Raw genomic sequence first — 24,939 nt, forward strand, 5'->3', positions numbered from 1 at the left:
ACATATCCTTAATGGCCTTTAATTAAATTGGGGCATAAAGTAAAATTCTGTCCTTGTTCGCTTATTCGCTGATTCAGAGAAACTTGATTACATGTCATTGCTTGCTATAGGTATTAACCATAATTCGGCTTCCGTTGAACTACGAGAGAAAGTCGCATTTGGGCCGGAAAAATTACCACAAGCACTTAAGCAATTAGGTGATAATCCATATGTAAATGGTAGTGTTATCATTTCTACCTGTAATCGAACTGAAATCTACTGTGATGTTAAAGCATTAGGAAAAAGTAAAGTCATCGATTGGCTTGCTCAATTCCATCAAATTAGTCCTGAAGCCTTAAAGCCCAGCTTATATGTTCATGAAGAGCAGGCCGCAATTCGTCACTTGATGCGTGTATCATGTGGATTGGATTCTCTTGTCCTAGGTGAACCCCAAATTTTGGGACAGGTAAAGCAGGCATATTCTGATTCGCGTCAGCATCAATCTGTTGACACGGCAATGGATAAACTGTTTCAGAAAGTCTTCTCTGTTGCAAAACGCGTTCGTACAGAAACCGATATCGGTGGTAATGCTGTGTCGGTAGCGTATGCGGCTTGTACACTTGCTAAGCATATTTTTGAGTCACTGAGTGAATCTACTGTTCTGCTTGTTGGTGCTGGCGAGACCATTGAGTTGGTCGCTAAACATCTCGCGAGCAATGGCTGTAGTGATATGATAGTTGCGAACCGAACTTATGAACGTGCTGAGCCTTTAGCTGAACAATTCGGCGCACAAATTATTGGTTTGCCAGAAATACCTAATCACCTCGCTCGCGCCGATATTGTGATAAGCTCCACTGCAAGCCCTCTGCCCATTATTGGAAAGGGTATGGTCGAGACCGCATTAAAAGCTCGCCGACATCAGCCTATGTTATTGGTCGATATCGCGGTTCCCAGAGATATCGAGTCCCAGGTTGCTGAACTCGATGATGCTTATCTTTATTCAGTGGATGATTTGCAATCGATCGTTGAAAACAACATGGAGCAACGTAAGGTCGAGGCCATTCAAGCTGAAGCGATTGTGAGTGAAGAAAGTGCGACATTTATGTCATGGTTGCGTTCGTTGCAGGCAGTCGATAGTATTCGGGATTATCGCAATGCAGCCAATGATATTCGTGAAGATCTTCTTAATAAGAGCTTACAGTCTTTAGCGGCAGGCACAGACCCAGAGAAAGTGCTGCTTGAGCTTAGTAATAAGTTGACCAACAAATTAATCCATGCTCCAACTCGTGCTCTGCAAAGTGCCGCTGAGCAAGGTGAGCCTGCCAAGCTTGCGACAATACGACAAAGTTTGGGTCTTGAAGACTCTTAACACCCTTGGTTGGTTTCTGCCAACCAACCAAATAGAACCCTGAGTTAATAAAACTATGAAAGCCTCAATTCTAACTAAGCTAGAAACACTCGTTGAACGATATGAAGAAGTTCAGCATTTACTTGGTGACCCTGATGTCATTGGTGATCAAGACAAATTTCGTGCCCTGTCTAAAGAATATTCTCAGTTAGAGGAAGTGACTAAGTGCTTTCAAGCTTATCAGCAAGCCCAAGAAGATCTGAAAGCGGCTGAAGAAATGGCAAAAGAAGAGGATGCTGAAATGCGCGAAATGGCGCAGGAAGAAATCAAAGAGTCGCGAGAGACCATCGAGCGCCTCAATGATGAGCTGCAAATTTTGCTCCTGCCAAAAGATCCAAATGATGATCGCAATTGCTTCTTAGAAATTCGCGCAGGTGCAGGGGGAGATGAAGCGGGCATTTTTGCCGGAGATTTATTCCGCATGTACAGTAAGTTTGCTGAAAAGAAAGGTTGGCGTATTGAAGTGATATCGTCCAATGAGTCTGAGCAGGGCGGTTACAAAGAAATGATTGCCAAAGTCAATGGCGATGGAGCATACGGTATCTTAAAGTTTGAGTCAGGCGGACACCGTGTACAACGTGTCCCTGCAACAGAATCACAAGGTCGAGTGCATACTTCTGCCTGCACGGTAGCCATTATGCCAGAAATTCCAGAAGCGGAAATTCCAGAAATCAAAGCAGCAGACTTAAAAATTGACACCTTCAGAGCTTCTGGAGCAGGCGGTCAGCACGTCAACACGACAGATTCTGCAATACGTATTACTCACTTGCCGACAGGGACAGTGGTTGAGTGCCAAGATGAACGCTCACAGCATAAAAACAAAGCTAAAGCTATGTCAGTGCTGGCTGCGCGTATTATACAAGCAGACGAAGCCAAGCGTGCCGCCCAAGAATCTGACACTCGCCGAAACCTACTTGGGTCTGGCGACCGAAGCGATAGAATTCGTACCTATAACTACCCACAGGGACGTGTTTCAGATCATCGTATCAACCTAACGCTTTATCGTTTGAGTGAGGTAATGGAAGGTGATCTTGTTAGCTTGATTGATCCTGTTATTCAAGAGCACCAAGCGGATCAGCTTGCTGCCTTGGCAGAGAATAATTAATGAAGCAATCATCTAGCGTTGAGGATACGCTAAAGTCTGCGACTGAAAGGTTAACAGTGAGCGGCAGTGAATCGCCTTCTCTTGATGCATCAGTATTGCTCTGCCATGTACTAGATAAACCGAGGTCTTTTTTGTTGACTTGGCCTGACAAGCTATTGTCTATCCAGGACACACTGGCGTTTGAGAAAGTTTTGCAGCGTCGTATCAAAGGTGAACCTGTGGCCTACATTTTAGGTCAACGAGAGTTTTGGTCTTTGCCTTTGCAAGTCGCTCCAAGCACGCTTATTCCTCGCGCAGATACAGAACGCTTGGTAGAAATTGCACTGGAAAAAACGCCTCAATTACAGGGCGATATTCTAGATTTAGGTACAGGTACAGGAGCCATCGCTTTGGCGATGGCTTCTGAGCTACCCCATCGTCAAGTTTGGGGTATTGATGTCAAAGAGGAAGCAAGACAGCTAGCAGAATCAAATGCATTAAAGCTTGGCATTGAAAATGCGAACTTTCTCTGTGGTAATTGGTTTACCCCTTTGGAGGCGGGCACACAGTTTGCTCTGATTGTGTCAAACCCTCCTTATATCGAAAAGAACGATCCTCATCTTACGCAAGGTGATGTAAGGTTTGAGCCTTTGAGTGCGTTAGTTGCTCAGGACAACGGCCTTGCAGATATCAAACATATTTCTAAGCAAGCAATGGGCTTTTTGTTGCCTGGCGCGTGGCTGATGTTTGAACACGGGTACGACCAAGGAAAATCGGTGAGAGATATTTTAAGTGCTTTGGGTTATCAGAGCATTACCACTTACAAAGATTATGGGGAAAATGACCGAGTCACTGTGGGTCAATTTTCTCTATGCCAGAAAGAGAAATAATTATGTATGAAGGTTTAAAGCATTTTCATTTATTGACAGTGGTCATTAGCGTCACTTTGCTATCACTGCGTTATGGGCTGATGATGGCAAACTCCGGCCTGCTGGAAAAGAAGTTTCTCAAAGTCTTCCCTCATATTAATGATACATGTCTATTGCTTTCGGGTATTGGGCTTATATTTATCACCAATTTTATTCCATTTACCCCTGCAGCGCCTTGGCTAACTGAGAAAATCACTTGTGTTCTTGCGTATATAGCTCTTGGTGTTTTTGCTCTTAAATTAGGTAAAAACAAGATGTTGCGTACATTTGCTTTCTTTGGTGCTTTGGGCTGGATCGCAATGGCAGGCAAATTAGCCGTTACTAAAATGCCAATGTTGCTGGGTTGAGAGAGTGTAAGAATATCCATGGTAGAGCTATTTGACGAAGATTTTGACGCGATTGAACTGGCTGAGGGCGCACTGATTTTAAATAAAGCCATCAACCCAAAAACCAATGACATATGGGCAAGAAACGAGCTTCACCGTTTGCTCAAAGAGGCCGAACTTGCCCTTAGCCATGAAGTCGATGAACAACAACGATTTGATGCCTTATTGCGTCTTTTTTACCATCAATGGGGATTTTCAGGTGATCAGGAGGCTTATTATGAATCATCGAATGCGTTCGTCGATAAAGTCTTAGAGAGCAGGAAAGGTATTCCGGTCAGCTTGGGTTCGATACTACTATACTTGGGTCGTAAACTTGGTTTACCTGTATCAGGTGTGACTTTCCCAAGCCAATTCTTAATTAAGTTAGAGTGGTTTGGTGAGGCGCCAAAGTTCATCAATCCTTTTAATGGTGAATATGTTTCCAAGCAGGTATTGAGAGCTTGGTTAATTGGCCACAGCGGTCCGTTAGCTAAGCTTAAACCCTCGCATCTTAAATCCGTTGACAACCCAACTGTGATTGGTCGATGGTTAGCATTGCTAAAGAGCACTTTGCTACGTGAGGAGAGATACACTTTAGCATTAAAATGTACCGATCTTGCACTGAGTTTTGTGCCTGATGACCCCTATGAAATCCGTGATAGAGGATTTATCTATCAGCAATTAGATTGCCATCAAGTCGCGCTGAGTGATTACCAATACTTTATCGATCAGTGTCCTGATGACCCCGCCGCTGAGTTACTCAAAAATCAAGTTAATGAGATGAGCTTGACTCAGGTTACTGTGCATTAAGCATGGTAGTAAACAGCAGAAATAGAGACTACAAAATGGATCAAAAAATCGTTCAAATTGGTGATATCCCAGTTGCCAATGATAAGCCGTTTACCCTATTCGCAGGTATGAATGTTCTTGAGTCTAGGGATCTGGCGATGCAGATTTGTGAGCATTACGTAAAAGTGACAGAAAAGCTGGGAATTCCTTATGTATTCAAAGCTTCTTTTGATAAAGCAAATCGCAGCTCAGTGCACTCTTATCGTGGCCCTGGGCTAGAAGAAGGAATGAAAATCTTTCAAGAGATTAAGGATACTTTTGGCGTTAAAATCATTACCGATGTGCACACAGCAGAGCAAGCTCATCCAGTAGCCGATGTGGTTGATGTGATTCAACTGCCAGCCTTTTTGGCACGCCAGACCGATTTAGTCGAAGCAATGGCTAAAACGGGTGCTGTTATTAATGTTAAGAAACCGCAGTTTATGAGCCCAAGTCAAGTGGGTAATCTAGTTGAAAAGTTTGCAGAGTGTGGCAATAAGCAGGTGATTCTTTGCGAGCGAGGTTCTTGCCATGGTTACGACAATCTAGTTGTTGACATGCTTGGCTTTGGAGTGATGAAGAAAGCATCAAACGGTAGCCCGATTATTTTTGATGTGACGCATGCACTGCAAATGAGAGATCCTTCAGGTTCTGCATCTGGTGGTAGAAGAGAGCAGACGGTTGAATTGGCGAAGGCTGGTTTGGCAACAGGTATTGCAGGTCTATTTATTGAATCGCACCCTAATCCGGACAAAGCGAAGTGTGATGGCCCTTCAGCCTTACCGCTCGATAAAGTAGAGCCATTTGTAGCTCAAATGAAGGCTTTGGATGACTTGATAAAAGGCTTCGAGCATATTGAGATTAACTAATTTTTAAATCAATTAGGTTAATGTTAGGGCTAGCGTTTTCGTTAGCCCTTTTTCATTTGTAGGCTAATTTTTGGATTACCACTTACATATTACGCCTTCCAACACTCATATTATTATAATTAATTCCACTTAATATATAATCCCCATTTATTGATATTTACAATAATGCAAACGTTTGCTCTATGAATTTGTTTGTAAAATCTAGCGTTATCTCACGTTATGACATAGTGATTTACTGATAATGGTGATCTTTGTTGCATAAGTATGAAATTGGTGTGTGCGCTTAATAGGCATAATTTAGACTACCTCAACGTTTTAGGTTACAGGTCTATTACTGGATAACTATGGCTACTCTTACCCCTGTTAGTTATTGGCAAATTTTATATGTTCAAAGGGATTTTAATGAAGCAACGTTTGATTTTTAAAACCGCATTAAGTGCCGCTATTCTTGCCACTCTTGCTAGTTGTGCAACGACACCTAAGCCAGAGTGGGAGGCGGATAAAACTTATAAGCTGACCGTTCTTCACACTAACGATCACCATGGCCGTTTCTGGCAGAATAAATATGGTGAGTACGGCATGGCAGCGCGTAAAACATTAATTGACGAACTGCGCGCAGAGATAGAAAGCGAGGGAGGCAGTGTTCTTCTGCTTTCTGGTGGTGACATTAATACAGGAGTTCCAGAATCTGACCTTCAAGATGCCGAACCCGATTTTAAAGGTATGAGTAAAATCGGCTACGATGCCATGGCACTTGGAAATCACGAATTTGATAACTCACTGGATGTGCTTTTTAAGCAGATAGAATGGGCCAATTTCCCAATGCTATCTGCCAATATTTATGATAAAGAAACCGGCAAACGCATGTTTCAAGCATACCAGATGTTTGAAAAGCAAGGGATAAAAATTGCCATTATTGGCCTGACAACCGAAGATACAGCCAAAATTGGTAACCCTGAATTTATCATTGGTATCGATTTTAGAGACCCTAAAGAAGAAGCAAAGAAACTGATTGCTGAAATCAAAAAAACTGAACATCCTGATCTGATTTTTGCTGTGACCCATATGGGCCACTATGAAAATGGCAATCGTGGTATTAATGCGCCTGGTGATGTGGCATTAGCACGCTACCTTGACGAAGGCGACTTGGACATGATTGTTGGCGGACATTCTCAAGAGCCTGTTTGTATGGAAGGCCCGAATATTGTTAAGAAGCGCTTTAAACCTGGCGATGAATGTAAACCCGACTTGCAAAACGGTACCTACATTGTGCAAGCCCATGAATGGGGTAAGTATGTTGGTCGTGCCGATTACGAATTTCGTAATGGAGAGCTGGAGATGGTGAGTTACAACTTGATCCCAGTGAACTTGAAGAAAAAAGTAAAAATTGATGGCAAAAAGCAGCGCGTCTTTATTCAAAATGAGATCCCAGAAAATAAAGAAATGCTCGATTTCCTTCGTCCATATAAAGAAAAAGGTAAAGCACAATTAGAGGTAAAAATTGCTGAGTCTAATGGCAAATTAGAAGGCGATCGAGATGTGGTTCGTTTTCAGCAGACTAACCTTGGCCGCTTAATTGCAACCGCTCATATGGAACGAGCGCAAGCTGATTTTGGTATTATGAACTCTGGTGGTGTACGTGACTCCATCGAAGGTGGAGATATCACTTATAAAGATGTACTTAAAGTTCAACCATTTGGTAACATCTTGACCTATACAGATATGACAGGTAAAGAAGTGCTGGATTATTTGAATGCGGTTGCAACCATGCCAGAAGACTCCGGCGCTTATGCTCAGTTTGCAGGCATTTCGATGACAGTATCTAATGATAAAGTCTCCAATGTTTTCATTGGGGGCAAGCAGCTTAGACTAGATAAAACATACCGCTTTACAGTGCCAAGTTACAATGCAGCTGGTGGCGACGGTTATCCTAAGATCAGTGATCATCCTGGCTACGTGAACACTGGCTTTGTTGATGCTGAAATATTGAAAGAATACCTGAAAGAGAACAGCCCAATTGATGTAAACAAGTTCGTGTCGAATGAAGTTGTGTATAAATAATTGGACCACCTAAGATAATTGAGGCGCTGGGTTTAGGATTCAGCGTCTTTTATTTTTCATAATGGAACCTCTATGACTCCCGCCATTAACCTTGCTAAGAAGAAAGAAATCCCGCATACCATTCATGAATATCAACATGACCCTCGTGCAGAAAGTTATGGATTAGAGGTTGTCAAAGCTTTGGGGCAAGACCCAAGTGATGTGTTTAAAACTCTATTATTTAGTCTTAATGGTGACTCAAAAAACTTGGCTGTCGCGGTGATTCCTGTCGACCATAAACTTAATCTAAAATTGGCTGCCAAGGCGGCGAAAGCGAAAAAAGTAGAGATGGCGAATCCTGAAATTGCTCAAAAAATCACAGGGTATGTTGTTGGAGGAATAAGCCCTTTAGGACAAAAAAAGGCCCTACCTACTTATATTCATCAAAGTGCCCAGAGCAAAGCAACTATCTGTGTTAGTGCTGGCAGGCGTGGGGTAGAAATCGAACTTGCACCACAAGATTTAGCCTTATTGACGAGAGGTCAGTTTGCTGAGCTCTGTTTGAATATAGATGACTAGTACTGCGCTGATCTTATCTACGCAGAGGAAAGATAATGGGTTAGCCTTTGGCTGACGACCATAAAACTAACCCGTGCAAAGCTTGGGTTGCTTAGTTTATTTCATCTTCAATTTGCGCGTTATCAACAATCTGATTTTCGCCCAAAGTTTTCGGTAGGATTAAGTTAAGCAATATAGCCACAATCCCGCATAGACTGACGCCTTGTAAGCTAAACTCTCCAATTCCAAAAGCCATGCCACCAATACCAAAAACAAGAGTGACAGCAACAATCACTAAATTACGAGATTGATGTAAGTCGACCTTATTTTTGATTAAAGTATTTAGGCCTACCGTCGCAATTGAGCCAAATAAGAGAATCATAATCCCGCCCATAACTGGCATAGGGATGGTTTGTAATACAGCACCAAGTTTTCCTACTAGAGCAAGAATAATGGCAGTGACCGCCGCCCAAGTCATAATGACCGGATTAAATGCTTTGGTAAGTAATACGGCGCCTGTGACTTCAGAGTAGGTTGTGTTTGGCGGAGCACCGACCATGGAAGCCGCCATTGTTGCAATACCATCACCAGCTATCGTGCGATGTAGGCCCGGTTTTTTCAGATAATCTTTACCAGTCACATTAGATATCGCAAGCATATCACCAACGTGTTCAACGGCTGGAGCGATAGCAACGGGAATCATGAACAATATGGCATTAATATTAAATTCAGGCGCTGTGAATTTGGGTAGAGACAACCAAGCAGCCTGTGTTACTGGGCTAAAATCAACGATGCCGTACGCAAGGCTTGTGAGATAGCCTGCCAGTATGCCACCTAGAATGGGCATTAATTTAACAAAGCCTTTCGCGTACACACTGATAGCAATAGTCGTGACAAGTGATACGCAGGAAATAACCAAAGAGGTGTTCGCATCTATCAGTTGTGCTCCATCGCCTCCTTTTCCAAGCGCCATATATACAGCCACTGGTGCTAAGCCTAAACCAATAACCATAATGACAGGTCCAACAACAACCGGAGGAAGAAGTTTATGAATAAATCCAACACCTCTGACTTTAATAAAAGCGCCTAACACCACATAAACGAGGCCCGCAGCCATGAGTCCCCCCATAGTCGCTGGTATACCCCAAGTTTGAACTCCATACAAAATAGGGGCAATGAAAGCAAAGGAAGATGCGAGAAAAATAGGTACGGCTTGGCGAGTAACAAACTGAAAAAGCAGAGTACCTAGGCCTGCGCCAAAAAGAGCAACACTCGGATCTAGACCTGTTAATAATGGTACTAATACCAATGCACCGAATGCAACAAAGAGCATTTGTGCTCCTTGGATGGCATTTTTCATCTTACAATTTCCTTTATTAACTCAGACCAATGTGGCGGCGATATGCTAGCCACAAAACGCGCCAGATCTTATCACCTCAGCAAACGATTGCAATCTGTGTAGGATCAAATAAAAGTCAATATGACGGAGTAAACTTGCCAAGTAGACCACAGTGTATGTGAAGATAAAAATGCGCTTTAGTTGCTCAGCGAGGGATAGTTGCTTATCATCGTAAGCTGGAAATGATTAAATGATGTTAGGATTGCTATGCGCCGTTTAGCTTCTTTGGTTTTGGTATTTGCATGCTTTCCCGTGCTTGCTCTAACCAACGTAGATTTATATCAGACTGAGATTGTACTCGACTCAGGGGTTGATAATGCTGATGCAAAGGCCCGAGTGAGTGGAATGAAAGAGATTATTGTTCGGGCATCGGGTGATTTAGATGCTACGTCTAATCCTGTTATTCAGAAAGCTTTAAAGCAAAACTCTCAGTACTTATCGCAAATCAGTCATGGTCAACTCGAAGGCCAGCAAACGTTAAGAATGGGATTTAGCGGGCCTCATATTCGCTCTCTTCTGAGTCAAGCTCAGGTGCCAGTGTGGCCAGCCGCTCGGTCTAATGTTTTAGTTTGGTTGGTTGAAGAGGTGCAGTACGATAGAAGTATCACTTGGGAACATGCTGAGTCTATGGTGCTGACTCAAATGAGAGCTGAAGCGGTCAAGCGAGGTTTACCGCTCACTGTACCTGTCGGTGATTTTGATGATATTACTGGCGTTGCTGCTTCGGATCTTTGGGGGGGATTTACCCGTCCGCTTAGCCAAGCGAGTCAGCGCTATCCTGTTGATGCAGTTTTACTGGTGAGATCAGATGGCACTTCACTTCGTTGGACCTTGTATGATCAAAAACCAGCAACTATTGGTGTAACGCGTCAATCCCCCCTGTCAGGGTCTAACTCTGGAGAAGAGGGCGCCTCAAAAATGATTAACCAAATTAGCGACTACTATGCTAATAAGAGCTCGGTTGTTGTAGCTAGTGAGTCATCGGAAACGGTTAAAGTTCGTTTTACTACTCTAAAAAACGCGGTTGATTTCTTCAGCTTAGAGAAGAGCCTCAAGAAATTAAGCTCAGTTGCCTCCTTGGATATCCTAAAAATTCAAAGTGATCAGGTGACTTTTAACGTGCATTTATTAGCATCTCAAGCTCAGTTTGAACAAGAGCTAGGGCGTATCGACAAGGTTATTCCGCTTAATAATGCATTTGATTCCATTCCCTCTAATATTAAAGAGAGCGAAAGTGAGTTTTCAGAGACTGTATTGGATCCTGACTTGAATTCTTGGGATGAGAATAGTGTTGACCTTATTCCTTCTGAGCAAGTTCTTATGTTTGAATGGAAAGGTACACCTATTGTTGCAGCGACTGAAGAGCCACAAGAAGTGGGTCCCCCGATAGAGTCTGATGAAACTGTGATTGAATACTAAAAAGGTCTGGCTTTTGCCAGACCTTTTTATTTTCAGCCATAAACCATTTTAATTCGGAGAGGGATTATTCAAACCTTTGTTTTTCTTCTTTTTCGACTTTTGATAGCCGTTTCAATTTTAGCCCTAGCTCTTGCCCACGAAATCGTGCAAATAAAATATTACTGACAAAAGCAAGGCTTGTTAGTGCGAGCTCTATAGTAGCAAGCCAACGCTCTCCGTCGTCAATATATAAGATGGTGAAGGCATGCAGAAAATATAGCATAAGGAAGAAGTTTGCCCATGCATGGGTATATGGCTTGCCCATTAATATTCCCGGTAAGGGTAAAATTAGTGGGACACTCCATGCTATGGCCAGTGCGATATGGTTAATATGAGGGTGAGGAGATAAGTAAAATTGCCATGTAAAAACCCAAGTAAGTAATCCTAAGTTTCCACACAAAGCTAGAATGCGGACGAGTTTGGTGCGTAATTGCATTTCCTGCATTCTAACTTCCTCTCAGTGTTAGTGCTGTTGCAGCAAGGCGTTTCCCCAGATTCTGCGCAAGCTCAATTTCTTCTTTTGTGAGACTATTGTTGCCATGGCTAACGGTCGTCGCTCCATAGGGAGTTCCGCCAGATTGAGTGGTATGTAGTTTTGGTTCTGAGTACGGTATGCCCATAATAAGCATGCCATGGTGAAGAAGCGGCAACATCATGGTTTGCAATGTCGTTTCCTGTCCTCCATGTAAACTAGAAGAAGAGCTAAACACACAAGCAGGCTTATCGATTAAATCGCCTGATACCCATAAGCTAGAGGTTTGGTCCCAAAAGTGTTTCAAAGAGGCGGACATATTGCCGAACCAAACTGGGCTGCCCATCGCTAATCCATCACATGACTTGAGTTCGTCTAACGTGATTATCGGATCTTGAGCGTCACCTTCTGACTCAATATCATCGACTGTTCGGATCCAAGCTTCACAATTAGGAGTGGATTCGATACCACGGGCAATTTGCCTTGCTAAGTTACGAGTAGAGCCGTGACGGCTGTGATAAAGGACCAGAAGCTGACATGTCATATTATAAAATCTCAAGTACCTGTTCAGGTGGACGACCATGTTTCGCTCGACCACCTTTGACGACAATAGGGCGTTCAATCAGTTTGGGATTGTTAGACATAGCTTCAAACAGCTTTTGATCGGATGCACTGGCAAGGCTAAGCTCTTTGTATATGTCTTCTTTGGTGCGCATCATATCACGGACTTCTTTCAAGCATAGCTGAGAGTACAAAGTCTTCAGTTCCGCCACAGTTGGTGGTGTTTCTAAGTATTTAATAATTTCAGGCTGGATATTTTTTTCTTCTAACAGCGCGAGTGTTTGGCGGCTTTTAGAGCAACGAGGATTATGATAAATCACGACTGACATAATGTGAATCTCCGAACAGTGCATGAGTCAACGAGCTTAAAGCTTATCGACTCTTTTAAAATATGATAAATCAAAAGTATATCTAAAACAGAACCTTTCGACATGCTTTGTGGTTTAAGAGTTATTTACTGCAGCGCCATAAATCGGTCTCGCGCGGCGATCAATTGATCTATTCTAGCGTCATATCGAGCTTGCTTTAGGCTGCCTAACTCGGCAATTTGTCCCGCTTGAGTATAGTACTGGATGGCTTTGTTCCAGTTCGCTTTGAGAGCGAGTATTTCTGCTCTTGAAGCGAGATCTTCGTCTCTACGCCCAAGATGAATGTTTGCTTCAGAAAGAAGGTGCCATCCATTGATATCATCAGGGTTATCGTGAGTGTAGCGCTGGAGAATACGCACAGCGTCTTCGTTTTTGTCCTGTTTCATCAAGACATTGGCATAATTGATTGTTAGCACAGAATTGCTTGGTTTTGACTTCAAAGCATTTCTTAACATGACTTCAGCTTTAGGTGCTTGCCCCTTGGCTAGATAAAGATCTGTCATGGCATCTAAGTAGAAGTTATTATCTGGTTGTTGCTTGAGTAATGCTTGCAGAAGCTCTGCCGCTTTATCGAGCTGATTGTTATCCAAATAAACGAGCGCACGGCCATACTGAAAAGAAGGCTTGATATCGCTCGGTGCTTTTTTTTCTGTCCTAGCAAACCAATCTAGTACAGACTCTGAGTTGATATCTGCATATCTTGCAACAATTCTTGCTCGAGCTAGATTGTAATCAATAGAAGGAACGACTTTTTTCTCAGGGTAGCTACGAGCTCTAGCTCGGCTATCGGTAATCCTATCTTCTGGAAGAGGGTGAGTTAGCAGCATTGGCGGTGGAGTACTCGCGTAGCGGTATTCATCAGCAAGTCGAGAAAAGAATCTTGGCATCGCATTCACATCAAAGCCTGCCTTAGCGAGTGTCTCTATACCAAACCGATCCGCTTCTTTTTCATTACTTCTTGTATAGTTTATTTGACCTTGAATATTACCAGCAGTAGTTGCCGTTATCGCTGCAATACCAGCCTCCGGTGCTGCTATTGCGAGTAATAATGAACCCGCTAAGGCTGCTAAAGTTGCAGGAGAGCGTCGCGCTTGATCTTCCATACTTCTCGCTAGATGGCGCTGAGTGACGTGCGAAATCTCATGGGCCATGACGGATGCTAGTTCACTTTCTGTCTTTGCATGAAGAAATAACCCGCTATGTAAAGCGACATAGCCGCCGAAAAAGGCAAACGCATTGATATTGCGATCGCGAATCATAAAAAAAGTGAAGGGCGTTTTGACGTCATTAGCATTGGCAACCAGTTGATGACCAAGGCTGTCAATGTACTCATTGATAACAGGATCGCTGATGATCGGATGGCTACTGCGCAGCATACGCATATAGGCATCACCATATTGAAGTTCCTGATCTATGGTTAGTGTACTGCTAGCAGTAGTACCTATATCAGGTAAATCAATATTATTTGCGTAGATAGGGAGTTGCATGCCTAGAGAGGCCGCTACACATAAGCAGACGAGTGAGCGTGTACGTTTAAACATATATTAATGAATGTACTCCATAATCGTAGGGCGTTTTTCTGAGCCTACTATCTATAATAACAGGGTTGAGTATGGGATATCGAGTTCGACTCTCTTTTTGTGATAAGGTTTCACTTGCTTATGCACACTGTCGACCTTCAGATAATGAATTTTAGGGTAATTCTTATGTTGACAGTCAGTATAATGTGAAACTTGCATTGTTGAGTGAATTTGCCCTGACGTTGAAAAAAAAACACTATACAATATTCGACTCAATGTTACACATCAGGCTAAATAATGGAACAGAATGTGTTGGACTTACGTGATGAACGTTGTCCAATGGCTTTATTGCTAGTGAAACGTCGGGTCAAAGATATAGCCATGGGCCAAGAGGCGATTATATACGTGGCAGACCAGCAGTCTTTCTTTGATATAAAACGCTTTTTGCTTAAGCAATCTTTTCATGTGTTCTGTGATGAGTCTGATGGTTATTATCGTGTAAAGCTAATTAAAGGAACCCTACCGAATGTTTGAAATGGTGAGTCGCTGGTATAAACGACGCTTTTCCGATCCACATGCAGTAAGCTTGGTCGCGATCCTATTGGTTGGCTTTGTCACGATTTACTTTTTTGGTGATTTAATTGCGCCGCTTTTGGTTGCGATTGTTTTGGCCTATTTATTAGAGTGGCCAGTGACGCAGCTTTCTCGCTTTCATATTCCAAGAAACCTCGCTGTTATATTGGTGATTGTGGGTTTTACCAGCCTAATGCTAATCGCTGTATTTGGGCTTGTTCCGACGATTTGGAAACAGGTCGGAAATTTGATTAACGATATCCCAACCATGTATCAGGGTGTGCAGAAAGCGATTGCTGAGCTGCCGCAGCGATACCCGGAATTAGACAATTTTCAAATTGTCGAATCGGTCGTAACTAACGCGAAAAATCAAATTATTGTAATGGGAGAGACAGTGGTAAAAGGGTCTCTTGCATCCTTGGTAAGTATTGCTACTTTGGCTGTCTATCTGATTTTGGTACCTTTACTGGTCTTTTTTCTGCTTAAAGACAAGCAGGAGATGATTTCTCTTGCAAGCGGGGTTCTGCCGAGAAATCGTAAGCTAGCGACTAAAGTATGGCATGAAATGAATGAGCAAATCTCAAACTATATTCGTGGGAAAGTCATGGAGATCCTTATTGTCGGTAGCGTAAGTTACGTGACGTTCGCTCTTTTGGATCTGCGCTATTCTGTATTGCTTGCTGTGGCTGTTGGTCTCTCGGTACTGATTCCGTATATAGGAGCGGCTGCTGTGACGGTTCCAGTTGCAATCGTTGGCTTGTTTCAATGGGGCTTTACTTCAGAGTTTTACTGGTTACTTTTGGCATATGGCATCATACAGGCGCTTGATGGTAACGTGTTGGTCCCCATTCTCTTTTCAGAGGCCGTAAATTTACATCCAGTGGCGATCATTGTTGCTGTATTAGTCTTTGGCGGTTTATGGGGGTTCTGGGGGGTGTTTTTTGCCATTCCTTTGGCTACTTTGGTCAAAGCAGTATGGAATGCACTGCCCAGTCACGATGAAGAAGATGCTTATAGCCATCCAGGTTAATGATATTTTTCATACGTTTACAAGAAAAAGCTCGAATGCATATGCATTTGAGCTTTTTTATTGCGTAGAAGGTATATACTTTCTAAAAGAGTGTTTTACAAAACATTAGTTTTGTAGGAAATTTCTTAAGTCTGTGTTGGTTAGGACGATAATAACAAATGACAAGATAACAACTACAAACGAATTACTCTTTGAGGGACACTATGAGATTCAGTCAAAAGATCGTTGCGGCATCTTCAGTGCTGTTGTTGATCACCGTTGTGTTACTGTCTATGCAGCAGCTTAGCACCGTAAAAAAAGAAGTGGAAGACTTGGTGGATACGAGTCTGACGGAGATGGTGAAAGGGGTAAAAAACACTGTCGTATCTGAAATGGCGAGTAAGAAGTCGCTCGCAATGTCGACAACCGAAGTACTCGAATTAGACCCGCAAAACAAAACGCGTGTTAAGGATGTACTTGAAAAGCCCAACCTTAAGGGGACTTTTTTAGCGGTTGGTTATGCCTATGAAGCTGATGGTTTTGTAGTTGAAAACGACGACGGTTGGGAAGCTGGTCCTGACTATGACCCAAGAGTTCGCCCATGGTATAAGGCGGCGAAAGCACAGGACAAGTTAGTCGTTACAGCACCTTATGTCGATGTATCCTCAAAAAAGGTCATCATATCAATCGGTACTCCAGTGAAAGATAGCGGCCAATTTACCGCTGCTATGTTCTATGACTTGGAATTAACTGGTTTGGCTGACTTGGTCAATAGCGCCAATCTTCTTGATGCTGGCTATTTGTTTATTGTGTCATCCGATGGCACTACGATAGCCCACCCTAACGCAGAGAATAACGGTAAGAATTTATCGACGTACTATCCGGATATCACACTCAAAGAAGGTGAGCAACGTTTTGAAAAAGATGGCCATACTTACATGGTACATCTCACACCAGTTCCTAGTGAGAACTGGTACATAGGTGCGATAGTCGATGAGGATATCGCCTTTGCTGCCGTTGCTGATATGCGCAATAGTTCTGTGATATACACCCTGATTAGTGTTGTTCTCAGTGTACTTGTGCTCAGCTTCTTAATTAAAGTACTAATGCGCCCACTTGGGACCCTTAACGAAGCCATTAAAGATGTGGCTTCAGGTCAGGGCGATTTAACAAAGCGGTTAGATACTAATACGGATAAAGAGTTCGCTGAACTTGCTGAAGGCTTTAACACCTTTACTGAGACACTGCAAAAACAGATCCAGCAATCGAAAGCCATCGGTGCTGAAATCTTACGCGGTACAGAAATGACAGTTCAGGGCTCGGAAGAGTCTGCTGAAGCGATGCGCAGTCAGCTTCAAGAGCTAGAGCAGTTAGCAACAGCGATGAACGAAATGGCCGTGACAGCGACGGAAGTTGCCAACAACGCTCAAGGCGCTGCGGGAGCCGCGAAAGAAGCTGATGAGGCGACGCAAATGGGCTCTTCCGTGGTGAGTGATACCACTGCATCAATAGATACGCTATCAGAGCGAATTGATCAGGCAGTAGAAGAAGTGCAAGGTCTTGAGTCGGCGACGGCAAACATCGAAACCATTTTGAAAGTGATTAACGATATTGCCGACCAAACCAACTTACTTGCACTGAATGCTGCAATTGAAGCCGCAAGGGCTGGTGAGTCTGGCCGAGGTTTTGCGGTGGTTGCTGATGAGGTGAGAACTTTGGCCCAGCGCACTCAGGAATCTACAACTGAAATTCGCAGTATGATTGAACAGCTACAATCTGGTGCGAGTTCAGTATCTGCAGCGATGCGTGAGAGTAAAACTACGGCTGTTGATGCGGTGGAAAAAGCAAAAGCTGCTGATGAGTCTCTACAGCGCATTCGCGAGTCAATTCAGAGTATCACGGATATGAATATGCAGATTGCTTCAGCAGCAGAGGAGCAAAGCTTAGTGGCAGAGGAAATCAATGCGAACACAGTGAAGATTAAAGACCTGTCCACTCAAGTTGCCGATGCTGCAGAAGACGCTAATGTTGCAATGCAAGTTCAAACCGAAAATGTGCGTGAGCAAGATTCTATCTTAAATAAATTTATTGTTTAGAGCATTGATAAAAGTAAAACGCCAGCGACATCGCTGGCGTTATTGTTTTCAGTACCTACCATCACTCACTTTATTAACAGTAGTACTTAGCGACTCACGGCTTCTGGTTCTTCAAGCTGATTGCGCTTGAGTTGACTTTGATAGAAGCTCGCATACGGAGGGCGGGTAATGTATTGACCATCGCCTGGTGCTGATTTCAGCTCTCCTTTATCCCAAGCAACCTTACCATTGCAGATGGTAGTGACGGGTTTACCTTGAACCTGCATACCTTCAAAGATATTGAAGTCGATCTTAGACATCTGATCGCTAACCGTGAAGGTTTTCTCTTGCTTGGTATCCCATATAACGATATCGGCATCTGAACCAACAGCAATCACGCCTTTACGAGGGTATAAATTAAAGATTTTGGCAGCATTAGTGGATGTCATCGCAACGAACTCATTAGGTGTGATTTTGCCTTGATTAACGCCTTTATCCCACATCACCATCATGCGTTCTTCCACTCCTGATGTACCATTTGGGATCATGGTGAAATTGTCTTTGCCCATGGCTTTTTGCGAGGCACAGAAAGCGCAATGATCAGTGGCTGTGGTCTGAATAGCATCACTTTGCAATCCTTTCCACAAAGCATCTTGATGCTTTTTAGGCCGGAAAGGGGGGCTCATAACGTGCGCGGCAGAGTAGTTCCAATCAGAACTCTGATAAACGCTATCATCAATAACCAAGTGGCCAGCTAGGCACTCACCAAATACGATTTGTCCATTGTCTTTGGCGTATTTTATCGCATCGACGGCTTCTTCCGTTGAAACATGCACCAGGTAAATAGGTGCTCCTAAAGTGCCTGCGATGTTGATGGCACGGTTAGCAGCTTCACCTTCAACCGCTGGTGGTCGAGAGAGTGGGTGTCCTTCTGGCCCCGTGATCCCTTTTTCTAACAGCTTTTGTTGCAGATGATGAACCAGCTCACCATTTTCTGCGTGTACAGTCGGTATTGCTCCTAATTCAAGGCAGGTACTAAAACTCGATACCAAAATATCGTCTGTAGCCATGATGGCATTTTTGTAGGCCATAAAATGCTTAAAACTATTCACACCATGGTCTGCAACCAAGGTTTTCATTTCATTTTTTACCAATTCATCCCACCATGTAATTGCAACGTGAAAGCTGTAGTTACATTGAGACAGAGACGCCCAATCTTGCCATTGGTGATAGGCTTCGATTAATGACTGTTTAGGAGAGGGAATAACAAAATCAATAATGGTTGTTGTACCGCCAGCAAGGGCAGCTGCTGTTCCAGAGGCAAAGTCGTCGGAAGCCACAGTGCCCATAAAAGGTAATTGCATGTGAGTGTGTGGGTCGATACCGCCAGGCATGACCAGTTTGCCATGGGCATCAACTGTTTCAGTGTCTTCAGGAATTTCAAGATTTTGACCGATCTGACTTATTTTACCATCCACGCACAGTATATCGGCTGAGTAGGTTTGTTCATGGGTGACGATATCGCCCCCTTTGATTAAAAGATTCATCATAACTCCTTGTTTAATATGGCCACTAGCGCTAAGCACTAATGGCCGTTCTTGTTCAGGCTTTTTCCGGTTGAGCATTGATTGCTGGATGTGTACTGGTTGAGGCGATTAGGTAGTACAACATTGCCCCAGAAAAGGCGCCGGTAAACCATCCGTAGTTGTAAAACCAAATTAAGACTTCAAAAGTTAGGGCAATAATGGTTAGGGTTACTGGGATGAAGAAGGCAATGAAGCCTGCATAGTTGATCGATGGGCTTCGTTCTTGATCAGAGTAGAGTGCGGGAATATCTAAGTGTTGTTTCTTGATCAGAAAATAGTCGACAATCATGATCCCTGCTATTGGTCCTAGAAGGCTAGAATATCCAAGTAGCCAATTAGAATACATAGCTTCGACGCTGACATCAGACTCTATCCAGTTGAGTTTTTTTAGAAGCTCCCAACTCATCAGTCCCAAACCAACCAGTCCTGTGAGCATGACTCCGCGAGTATGGTTGATTTGTTTGGGAGCGATATTTTGAAAGTCATTGGTCGGCGATACCACGTTGGCTGCCGTATTGGTCGATAGCGTCGCAATGATAATCAAAACCATGGCAATAACCACCCAAAATGGGCTTTCAATTTTACTGATCAGAGTGATGGGATCAGATATGGTTTCGCCGAACAGTGTGTATGATGCAGAAGTAAGCACAACACCTAATGCAGCAAAAAAGAACATGGTCAGAGGCAGGCCAATGATTTGCCCGACAATTTGATCCTTTTGCGATTTTGCGTAGCGGCTAAAATCTGGAATATTGAGCGATAGCGTTGCCCAAAAGCCGACCATAGCCGTGAGTCCTGCAAAGAAGTAACTGGCTAGTCCCGCTTCTTCAGGGCGATTAGCTGGGGTCATAATGATTTCTGTGTAAGAGACTTTATCACTTGCCCAAAATATCAGACCGAATCCCACAGCCAGTAGCAGCGGTGCTGACAGGGTTTCGAGCCATTTGATAGACTCAGAACCTTTGAGCACTATACCGATATTGAGAACCCAAAAGATAAAGAACCCAAGTACTTCTCCGATACCTGCAAGGTTAGCCCAGCTTGTCGAAAGCTCTGATAAAAGTAGGTGAATGGCTAAACCACCGAACATGGTTTGGATACCAAACCAGCCACAAGCGACTAAGCCTCGGATTAGACATGGAACATTAGAGCCCAGAGTACCAAATGACGAACGCAGAAGAATAGGAAAAGGTATGCCGTATTTGGTGCCAGCAAAGGCATTGAGAGTGAGGGGGATTAATACAATGATATTAGCAAGTAAAATGGTAAACAAGGCTTCAAGTACTGACAGGCCAAAGTAGGCCGTGAGTATGCTTCCCAGTGTATAAGTCGGAACACAAATAGCCATACCAACCCACAATGCGGCAATGTTTACTTTACTCCAAGTACGCTCCGAGACTTTGGTGGGGGCGAGGTCTTGATTAAAGTATTTACTATCGATTAAATCTTTGGCGACCTCTAGCTCGTAGAAGTTGCCAATTTTTTTCATGCTTGATTGCTTCATTAACTTCTCATCCAGTTGAGAATTTGTTTCGAGCAGAGACTTACTCTGCGGTGTCGTATTCAACTGAGCCAACAGATTCTTTTGCAATCCGTTCGCTCGCTTCGAGCATGGTATGGAGAAGAACGTTAGCTCCTGCCTCACACTCTTGAGGAGAAGTATTTTCGATTTCGTTGTGACTAATGCCATTTTCACATGGCGTGAAGATCATGCCAGTAGGAACTAGGTCGGCCATATAGCAAGCATCGTGTCCTGCACCTGCGTAGATATCCATATTCGAATAGCCAAGCTTATCTGCAGCAGATTTAACATCGTCAGAGGCATTAAATTCAACGGGGGCAAAATACCAGAAGGGGTCAATATCGATTTGTATCTCGCGCTCTTTTGCTACCGATTCGCAGTACTTGGTAAATACGCTATCCATCTCAGCCAGTGTATCGGCATTGGGGTTGCGTAAGTCGACACTAAAGGTAATTTCACCTGGGATCACATTGCGAGAATTTGGAAAAACTTGCATAAAGCCGACTGTGCCGAGTCCATTTTCGTAGCGGTGAGCTATTTGCTCAACCTCTGTAATAATTTTGGCACTCGCTACCATAGCGTCGTTACGCAAATACATAGGCGTGGTGCCTGAATGAGACTCACGACCTTTAATTGTCAGGTTATACCAGCGAATACCTTGCCCCAGTCGTACAATACCTATGGTTTTGCCTTGGTCTTCCAAGATTGGACCTTGCTCTATATGGGTTTCAAAAAAGGCACCAATATTGCGGCTGCCGGGTTCTTCCTTACCTAAATAGCCGATTTTCTCTAGATCGTCTTTTAATCGAATGCCATCGACATCTGTTTTGTTTAACTCTGTTTCTAAATCGAACCGACCAACATAGACCCCAGAGCCTTGCATGGCTGGCTGAAATCGAGAGCCTTCTTCATTGGTCCACACCGTAAACTCCATTGGTGATTCGGTAACAATATTGTTGTCATGCAAGGTGCGCAGCACTTCAACTCCTGCCAATACGCCAAACACGCCGTCAAATTTACCACCGGTTGGCTGAGTGTCTAAGTGACTGCCCGTTGCAACGGCTGGCAGTGAATTGTTTTTGCCTTCACGGCGAGCAAAAATATTACCCATTTTGTCGACACTGACAGTGCAGCCGCAGGCTTTGCACCAGTCGACAAACAAATCTCTGGCTTTACCATCTAATTCGGTTGCGGCTAAGCGAGCACATCCCCCTTTTTCCGTTAATCCAAATTGAGCCATCTCCATAAGGCTTTGCCATAGTCGATCGCCATTGACGCGTAAGTTTTGCATACAAACTCCTTTTTTACTTGTTTTTAGGCCATGCTCAGGCCGTTAACTCTGGGCCGTCATTCATTGGAATAACAGAGCTGAGTGTTCAAATAGACAATAAATGGATACTTTAAATCTGACATTGGCCTGCGGATGGTTCAGCCGCAGGCCAATGTTAGGCTTGATAATTTGGTATTGTTACAGGTTACAAACTTGGGAAGGAAAACAAGGTTCCATCCTTCGCTTCTCCTGATGGCCACCTTTGACTGATGGCTTTACGTCTAGTGTAAAAGCGAACCGAGTCCGGACCATAAGCATGCAAGTCACCAAACAAGGAGCGCTTCCAGCCGCCAAAACTATGGTAAGAAACAGGGACTGGCAGAGGTACATTGATCCCCACCATACCAACCATAACTTGGTCTGAGAAATAACGGCTTGCTTCCCCATCTCGGGTAAATATGCAAGTGCCGTTGCCATACTCGTGTTGGTTAATAAGTGAGACAGCTTCTTCTAAAGAGTTGACTCTTACCACCACAAGCACAGGACCAAATACCTCTTGTTGATAGATGTCCATGTCGGGTGTTATTTTGTCAAACAGCGTGCCGCCAAAGAAGAAACCTGACTCATAGCCCGGAACAACAAGGCTTCTGCCGTCAACAATAAGCTCGGCTCCCTGCTCAACGGCTTGAGTCACATAGTTGGTGACCTTGTCCTTTTGTGCTGCTGTGATAAGTGGTCCCATCTCGTTGCTGTCATCACTGCCAGGACCAACTTTAAGCGCTTCTACTTGATGCTTGAGTTTGTCTACAAGAGCATCGGCAACCTTATCACCAATAGCAACTGCAACTGAGATAGCCATACATCGCTGACCGCAAGAGCCGTAGGCCGCTCCCATTAAAGCGCTGGTTACATTGTCAAGATCAGCATCTGGCATAATGACTGCGTGGTTTTTTGCACCGCCCAGAGCTTGGCAGCGTTTCCCTTTCTCTGATGCGCGTTGATAAATGGTTTCTGCAATTGAGGTCGAGCCGACAAAGCTGATGGCTTGTATCGTGTCATCGTCAATCAGTTGGTTGACTGCATCAGCACCCCCGTTAACCACATTAAGTACCCCTTTGGGTAGACCTGCTTGTTCAGCGAGCTGAGCAATGTATAGCACACAGGAAGGGTCGCGCTCAGATGGTTTGAGCACAAAAGTGTTGCCGCACATTACCGCACTTGGCCACATCCAAAGTGGTACCATGGCTGGAAAGTTAAAGGGGGTAATTCCGGCAACTACACCTAAAGGTTGTAGCTCGCTCCAAGCATCAATATCGCGTCCAACATTGCGGCTATGCTCTCCTTTGAGTAGCTCTGGGATCCCACAAGCAAACTCGACATTTTCTATACCACGAGCCAATTCGCCTTTTGCGTCGCTAAGTACCTTGCCATGTTCTCGTGAGACCAATTCACAAATGGTACCTTGATTTTCTTCTAGTAGTTGTTTAAAGCGATACATAACTTGAGCTCGAACCGCTGGTGGAGTATTTCGCCAAGCAGGATAAGCTTGCTTAGCCGCGCTAATTGCCATAGCGACGGTTTGTTCTGATGCCATACATACTTGCGCACATGGCTCGCCCTTTGCTGGGTTATATACAGCTTGCTCTTGTGTTTCTTCTGAGTGGATTTCGCCGTTAATCAGGTGACCAATATGTTCTAACATGTTTACTTCCTTATTGGGTTTAAGCTGTTTGCTCTATGGCGTCGCCCATTGCATTGATTAGGCGGTCTATTTCATGTTCTTGAGTGATAAAGGGCAGGCCGAGTTGAATGGTGTCTCCTCCATAGCGGACATAGAAACCTTGCTGCCATAAAGTGGTGGCGATTTCGACGGGGCGAATGGTTGGGTCTCCATCACGTGGTGCTATGGTAAGACCTGCCGCAAAGCCAAAATTACGAATATCTAAGATGTGTTTGGTGCCTTTAAGACTGTGGATAGACTTTTCAAACACAGGAGAAAGCTCAGCAACTTGAGGTATAAGCTGCTCTTTTTCCAATATATCTAAGGTAGCCAGTGCACAAGCGCAAGCGACAGGGTGTCCGGAGTATGTGTAACCGTGAGGTAACTCGATATTATGTTCTGCCCCTCCGGCATGCATGAAAGTGTCATAAATGCCTTGTTTAGCCAACACGGCTCCGAGAGGAATGGCGCCATTGGTGATTTGCTTAGCAATACAAATCATGTCAGGAGTGACGCCAAAAGTCTGTGCGCCAAAGTAGTCGCCAGTTCGGCCAAAGCCAGTGATTACCTCATCGAAGATAAGCAGAATATCATGTTGGTCACAAATTGCTCGCAAGCGCTGTAAGTAGCCTTCGGGGGGCACGATAACGCCAGCCGAGCCAGAAAAAGGTTCAACAATAACAGCAGCAATGTTGGAGGCATCATGCAGTGTGATAAGTTCAAGTAACTCGTCAGCCATCTCTGAACCTGTGGGCGCCATACCTCTGGTGAACGCCATGTTAGGCTGTAGCGTGTGGGCAAGGTGGTCGGCTTCCATTGCTTGTCCCCACATCTTACGATTGCCATTGATGCCTCCCCAGCTTATGCCTCCCCAACTTGCGCCATGATAGCCCTTGATACGGCCGATAATACGAGTTTTAGTGGGCTCTCCTCTCTGGCGCCAGTACGCGCGAGCAATTTTTGTTGCGGTATCCGATGCTTCAGAGCCTGAGTTAACAAAAAAGACTTTATTGATATCTTCTGGTGCTAAAACTGCCAAACGTTCGGCCAGCTCAAAGGCTTTGGGGTGGCCATATTGGAAAGCGGGTGCATAGTCGAGTTCGAGGAGTTGCTTCTCTACGGCATTGGCGATTTCTGTTCGATTGTGACCAGCGCCACATGTCCATAAACCGGAAAGACCATCAAATATCTTGCGTCCTTTATCGTCTATGTAGTAGGCACCCTGAGCGCCAGTGATGATGCGTGGGTCGGCTTTGAATCTTCTATTTGCGGTATACGGCATCCAGTAGGCCTGCATTCCGTATTCACTCTGTTGAGTGTCCATATACTGTGACTCTCCCTTATTG

22 protein-coding genes are annotated in these 24,939 nt (G+C 44.1%); 12 read left to right on the forward strand and 10 right to left on the reverse strand.

The annotated features are described in order from the left end of the window. Positions 1-91: 91 nt before the first annotated feature. From hemA to ybaK, 8 genes are all read left to right on the forward strand, one after another. Entirely contained in the window at positions 92-1,348 is a 1,257-nt protein-coding gene (gene hemA, locus DPF90_RS13160; RefSeq protein WP_114786801.1) for a glutamyl-tRNA reductase, read from the forward strand. A 55-nt stretch (positions 1,349-1,403) separates the two neighbouring features. Then, the gene (prfA, locus tag DPF90_RS13165; RefSeq protein WP_114786802.1) at positions 1,404-2,492 is read left to right on the forward strand and encodes a peptide chain release factor 1; all 1,089 of its coding nucleotides are present in this window, start codon (positions 1,404-1,406) and stop codon (positions 2,490-2,492) included. Further along, on the forward strand, positions 2,492-3,361 hold the full coding sequence (gene prmC / locus DPF90_RS13170) for a peptide chain release factor N(5)-glutamine methyltransferase (protein ID WP_114786803.1): 870 nt from the start codon (positions 2,492-2,494) through the stop codon (positions 3,359-3,361). The genes prfA and prmC overlap by 1 nt, the downstream gene beginning before the upstream one ends. 2 nt (positions 3,362-3,363) lie before the next feature. After that, positions 3,364-3,747: a SirB2 family protein gene (locus DPF90_RS13175; protein WP_114786804.1), complete on the forward strand. Its 384-nt coding sequence runs from the start codon at positions 3,364-3,366 to the stop codon at positions 3,745-3,747. An 18-nt stretch (positions 3,748-3,765) separates the two neighbouring features. Continuing rightward, positions 3,766-4,575 carry a SirB1 family protein gene (locus DPF90_RS13180; protein ID WP_114786805.1) on the forward strand — a complete coding sequence of 270 codons (810 nt, stop codon included), beginning with the start codon at positions 3,766-3,768 and terminating at the stop codon, positions 4,573-4,575. Positions 4,576-4,610: 35 nt separating this feature from the next. Beyond that, positions 4,611-5,462 carry a 3-deoxy-8-phosphooctulonate synthase gene (kdsA, locus tag DPF90_RS13185; RefSeq protein WP_114786806.1) on the forward strand — a complete coding sequence of 284 codons (852 nt, stop codon included), beginning with the start codon at positions 4,611-4,613 and terminating at the stop codon, positions 5,460-5,462. A gap of 402 nt (positions 5,463-5,864) precedes the next feature. Then, positions 5,865-7,523 carry a bifunctional UDP-sugar hydrolase/5'-nucleotidase UshA gene (gene ushA / locus DPF90_RS13190; protein WP_114786807.1) on the forward strand — a complete coding sequence of 553 codons (1,659 nt, stop codon included), beginning with the start codon at positions 5,865-5,867 and terminating at the stop codon, positions 7,521-7,523. A 72-nt stretch (positions 7,524-7,595) separates the two neighbouring features. Continuing rightward, complete coding sequence (gene ybaK / locus DPF90_RS13195) at positions 7,596-8,081, forward strand: Cys-tRNA(Pro) deacylase (RefSeq protein ID WP_114786808.1); 486 nt, start codon at positions 7,596-7,598, stop codon at positions 8,079-8,081. A gap of 91 nt (positions 8,082-8,172) precedes the next feature. Here the strand turns inward: ybaK and DPF90_RS13200 are convergent, their stop codons facing one another. Then, a complete protein-coding gene (locus tag DPF90_RS13200) occupies positions 8,173-9,420 on the reverse strand; it encodes a uracil-xanthine permease family protein (protein ID WP_114786809.1) in 1,248 nt (415 codons plus the stop codon). 246 nt (positions 9,421-9,666) lie between these two features. Between DPF90_RS13200 and DPF90_RS13205 the strand changes: the two genes are divergently transcribed. Beyond that, the gene (locus DPF90_RS13205; protein WP_114786810.1) at positions 9,667-10,878 is read left to right on the forward strand and encodes a DUF2066 domain-containing protein; all 1,212 of its coding nucleotides are present in this window, start codon (positions 9,667-9,669) and stop codon (positions 10,876-10,878) included. 64 nt (positions 10,879-10,942) lie between these two features. Here DPF90_RS13205 and DPF90_RS13210 read toward each other — a convergent pair whose 3' ends face one another. From DPF90_RS13210 to bepA, 4 genes are all read right to left on the reverse strand, one after another. Next, a complete protein-coding gene (locus DPF90_RS13210; protein WP_114786811.1) occupies positions 10,943-11,362 on the reverse strand; it encodes a DUF2069 domain-containing protein in 420 nt (139 codons plus the stop codon). Position 11,363: 1 nt separating this feature from the next. After that, positions 11,364-11,933 (reverse strand): NAD(P)H:quinone oxidoreductase, encoded by a 570-nt coding sequence (wrbA, locus tag DPF90_RS13215; RefSeq protein ID WP_114786812.1) that lies wholly within the window; start codon positions 11,931-11,933, stop codon positions 11,364-11,366. Position 11,934: 1 nt separating this feature from the next. After that, positions 11,935-12,279, reverse strand: a complete 345-nt coding sequence (gene arsC, locus DPF90_RS13220) for an arsenate reductase (glutaredoxin) (RefSeq protein WP_114786813.1) — start codon at positions 12,277-12,279, stop codon at positions 11,935-11,937. A 125-nt stretch (positions 12,280-12,404) separates the two neighbouring features. Beyond that, positions 12,405-13,859 (reverse strand): beta-barrel assembly-enhancing protease, encoded by a 1,455-nt coding sequence (gene bepA / locus DPF90_RS13225; RefSeq protein WP_114786814.1) that lies wholly within the window; start codon positions 13,857-13,859, stop codon positions 12,405-12,407. A gap of 276 nt (positions 13,860-14,135) precedes the next feature. Between bepA and DPF90_RS13230 the strand changes: the two genes are divergently transcribed. The 3 genes from DPF90_RS13230 to DPF90_RS13240 all read left to right on the forward strand — a co-directional run bounded on the left by DPF90_RS13230 (position 14,136) and on the right by DPF90_RS13240 (position 17,516). Further along, positions 14,136-14,372, forward strand: coding sequence for a sulfurtransferase TusA family protein (locus DPF90_RS13230; RefSeq protein WP_114786815.1), 237 nt, complete (start codon positions 14,136-14,138; stop codon positions 14,370-14,372). Further along, positions 14,365-15,441 (forward strand): AI-2E family transporter, encoded by a 1,077-nt coding sequence (locus tag DPF90_RS13235; protein ID WP_114786816.1) that lies wholly within the window; start codon positions 14,365-14,367, stop codon positions 15,439-15,441. Before DPF90_RS13230 ends, DPF90_RS13235 begins: the two co-directional genes overlap by 8 nt. 203 nt (positions 15,442-15,644) lie before the next feature. Next, on the forward strand, positions 15,645-17,516 hold the full coding sequence (locus DPF90_RS13240) for a methyl-accepting chemotaxis protein (RefSeq protein ID WP_114786817.1): 1,872 nt from the start codon (positions 15,645-15,647) through the stop codon (positions 17,514-17,516). A gap of 86 nt (positions 17,517-17,602) precedes the next feature. Here DPF90_RS13240 and hydA read toward each other — a convergent pair whose 3' ends face one another. From hydA to aptA, 5 genes are all read right to left on the reverse strand, one after another. Then, entirely contained in the window at positions 17,603-19,042 is a 1,440-nt protein-coding gene (gene hydA / locus DPF90_RS13245; RefSeq protein WP_114786818.1) for a dihydropyrimidinase, read from the reverse strand. Positions 19,043-19,097: 55 nt separating this feature from the next. Further along, a complete protein-coding gene (locus DPF90_RS13250; RefSeq protein WP_205395192.1) occupies positions 19,098-20,672 on the reverse strand; it encodes an NCS1 family nucleobase:cation symporter-1 in 1,575 nt (524 codons plus the stop codon). Further along, positions 20,626-21,894 carry a Zn-dependent hydrolase gene (locus tag DPF90_RS13255; protein WP_114786820.1) on the reverse strand — a complete coding sequence of 423 codons (1,269 nt, stop codon included), beginning with the start codon at positions 21,892-21,894 and terminating at the stop codon, positions 20,626-20,628. The genes DPF90_RS13250 and DPF90_RS13255 overlap by 47 nt, the downstream gene beginning before the upstream one ends. Positions 21,895-22,078: 184 nt before the next feature. Next, positions 22,079-23,575 carry a CoA-acylating methylmalonate-semialdehyde dehydrogenase gene (locus DPF90_RS13260; protein WP_114786821.1) on the reverse strand — a complete coding sequence of 499 codons (1,497 nt, stop codon included), beginning with the start codon at positions 23,573-23,575 and terminating at the stop codon, positions 22,079-22,081. 19 nt (positions 23,576-23,594) lie between these two features. After that, on the reverse strand, positions 23,595-24,917 hold the full coding sequence (gene aptA, locus DPF90_RS13265; RefSeq protein ID WP_114786822.1) for an omega-aminotransferase AptA: 1,323 nt from the start codon (positions 24,915-24,917) through the stop codon (positions 23,595-23,597). Positions 24,918-24,939: the final 22 nt, after the last annotated feature.

The organism is Vibrio tetraodonis (assembly GCF_003350295.1).
Classification (GTDB): domain Bacteria; phylum Pseudomonadota; class Gammaproteobacteria; order Enterobacterales; family Vibrionaceae; genus Vibrio; species Vibrio tetraodonis.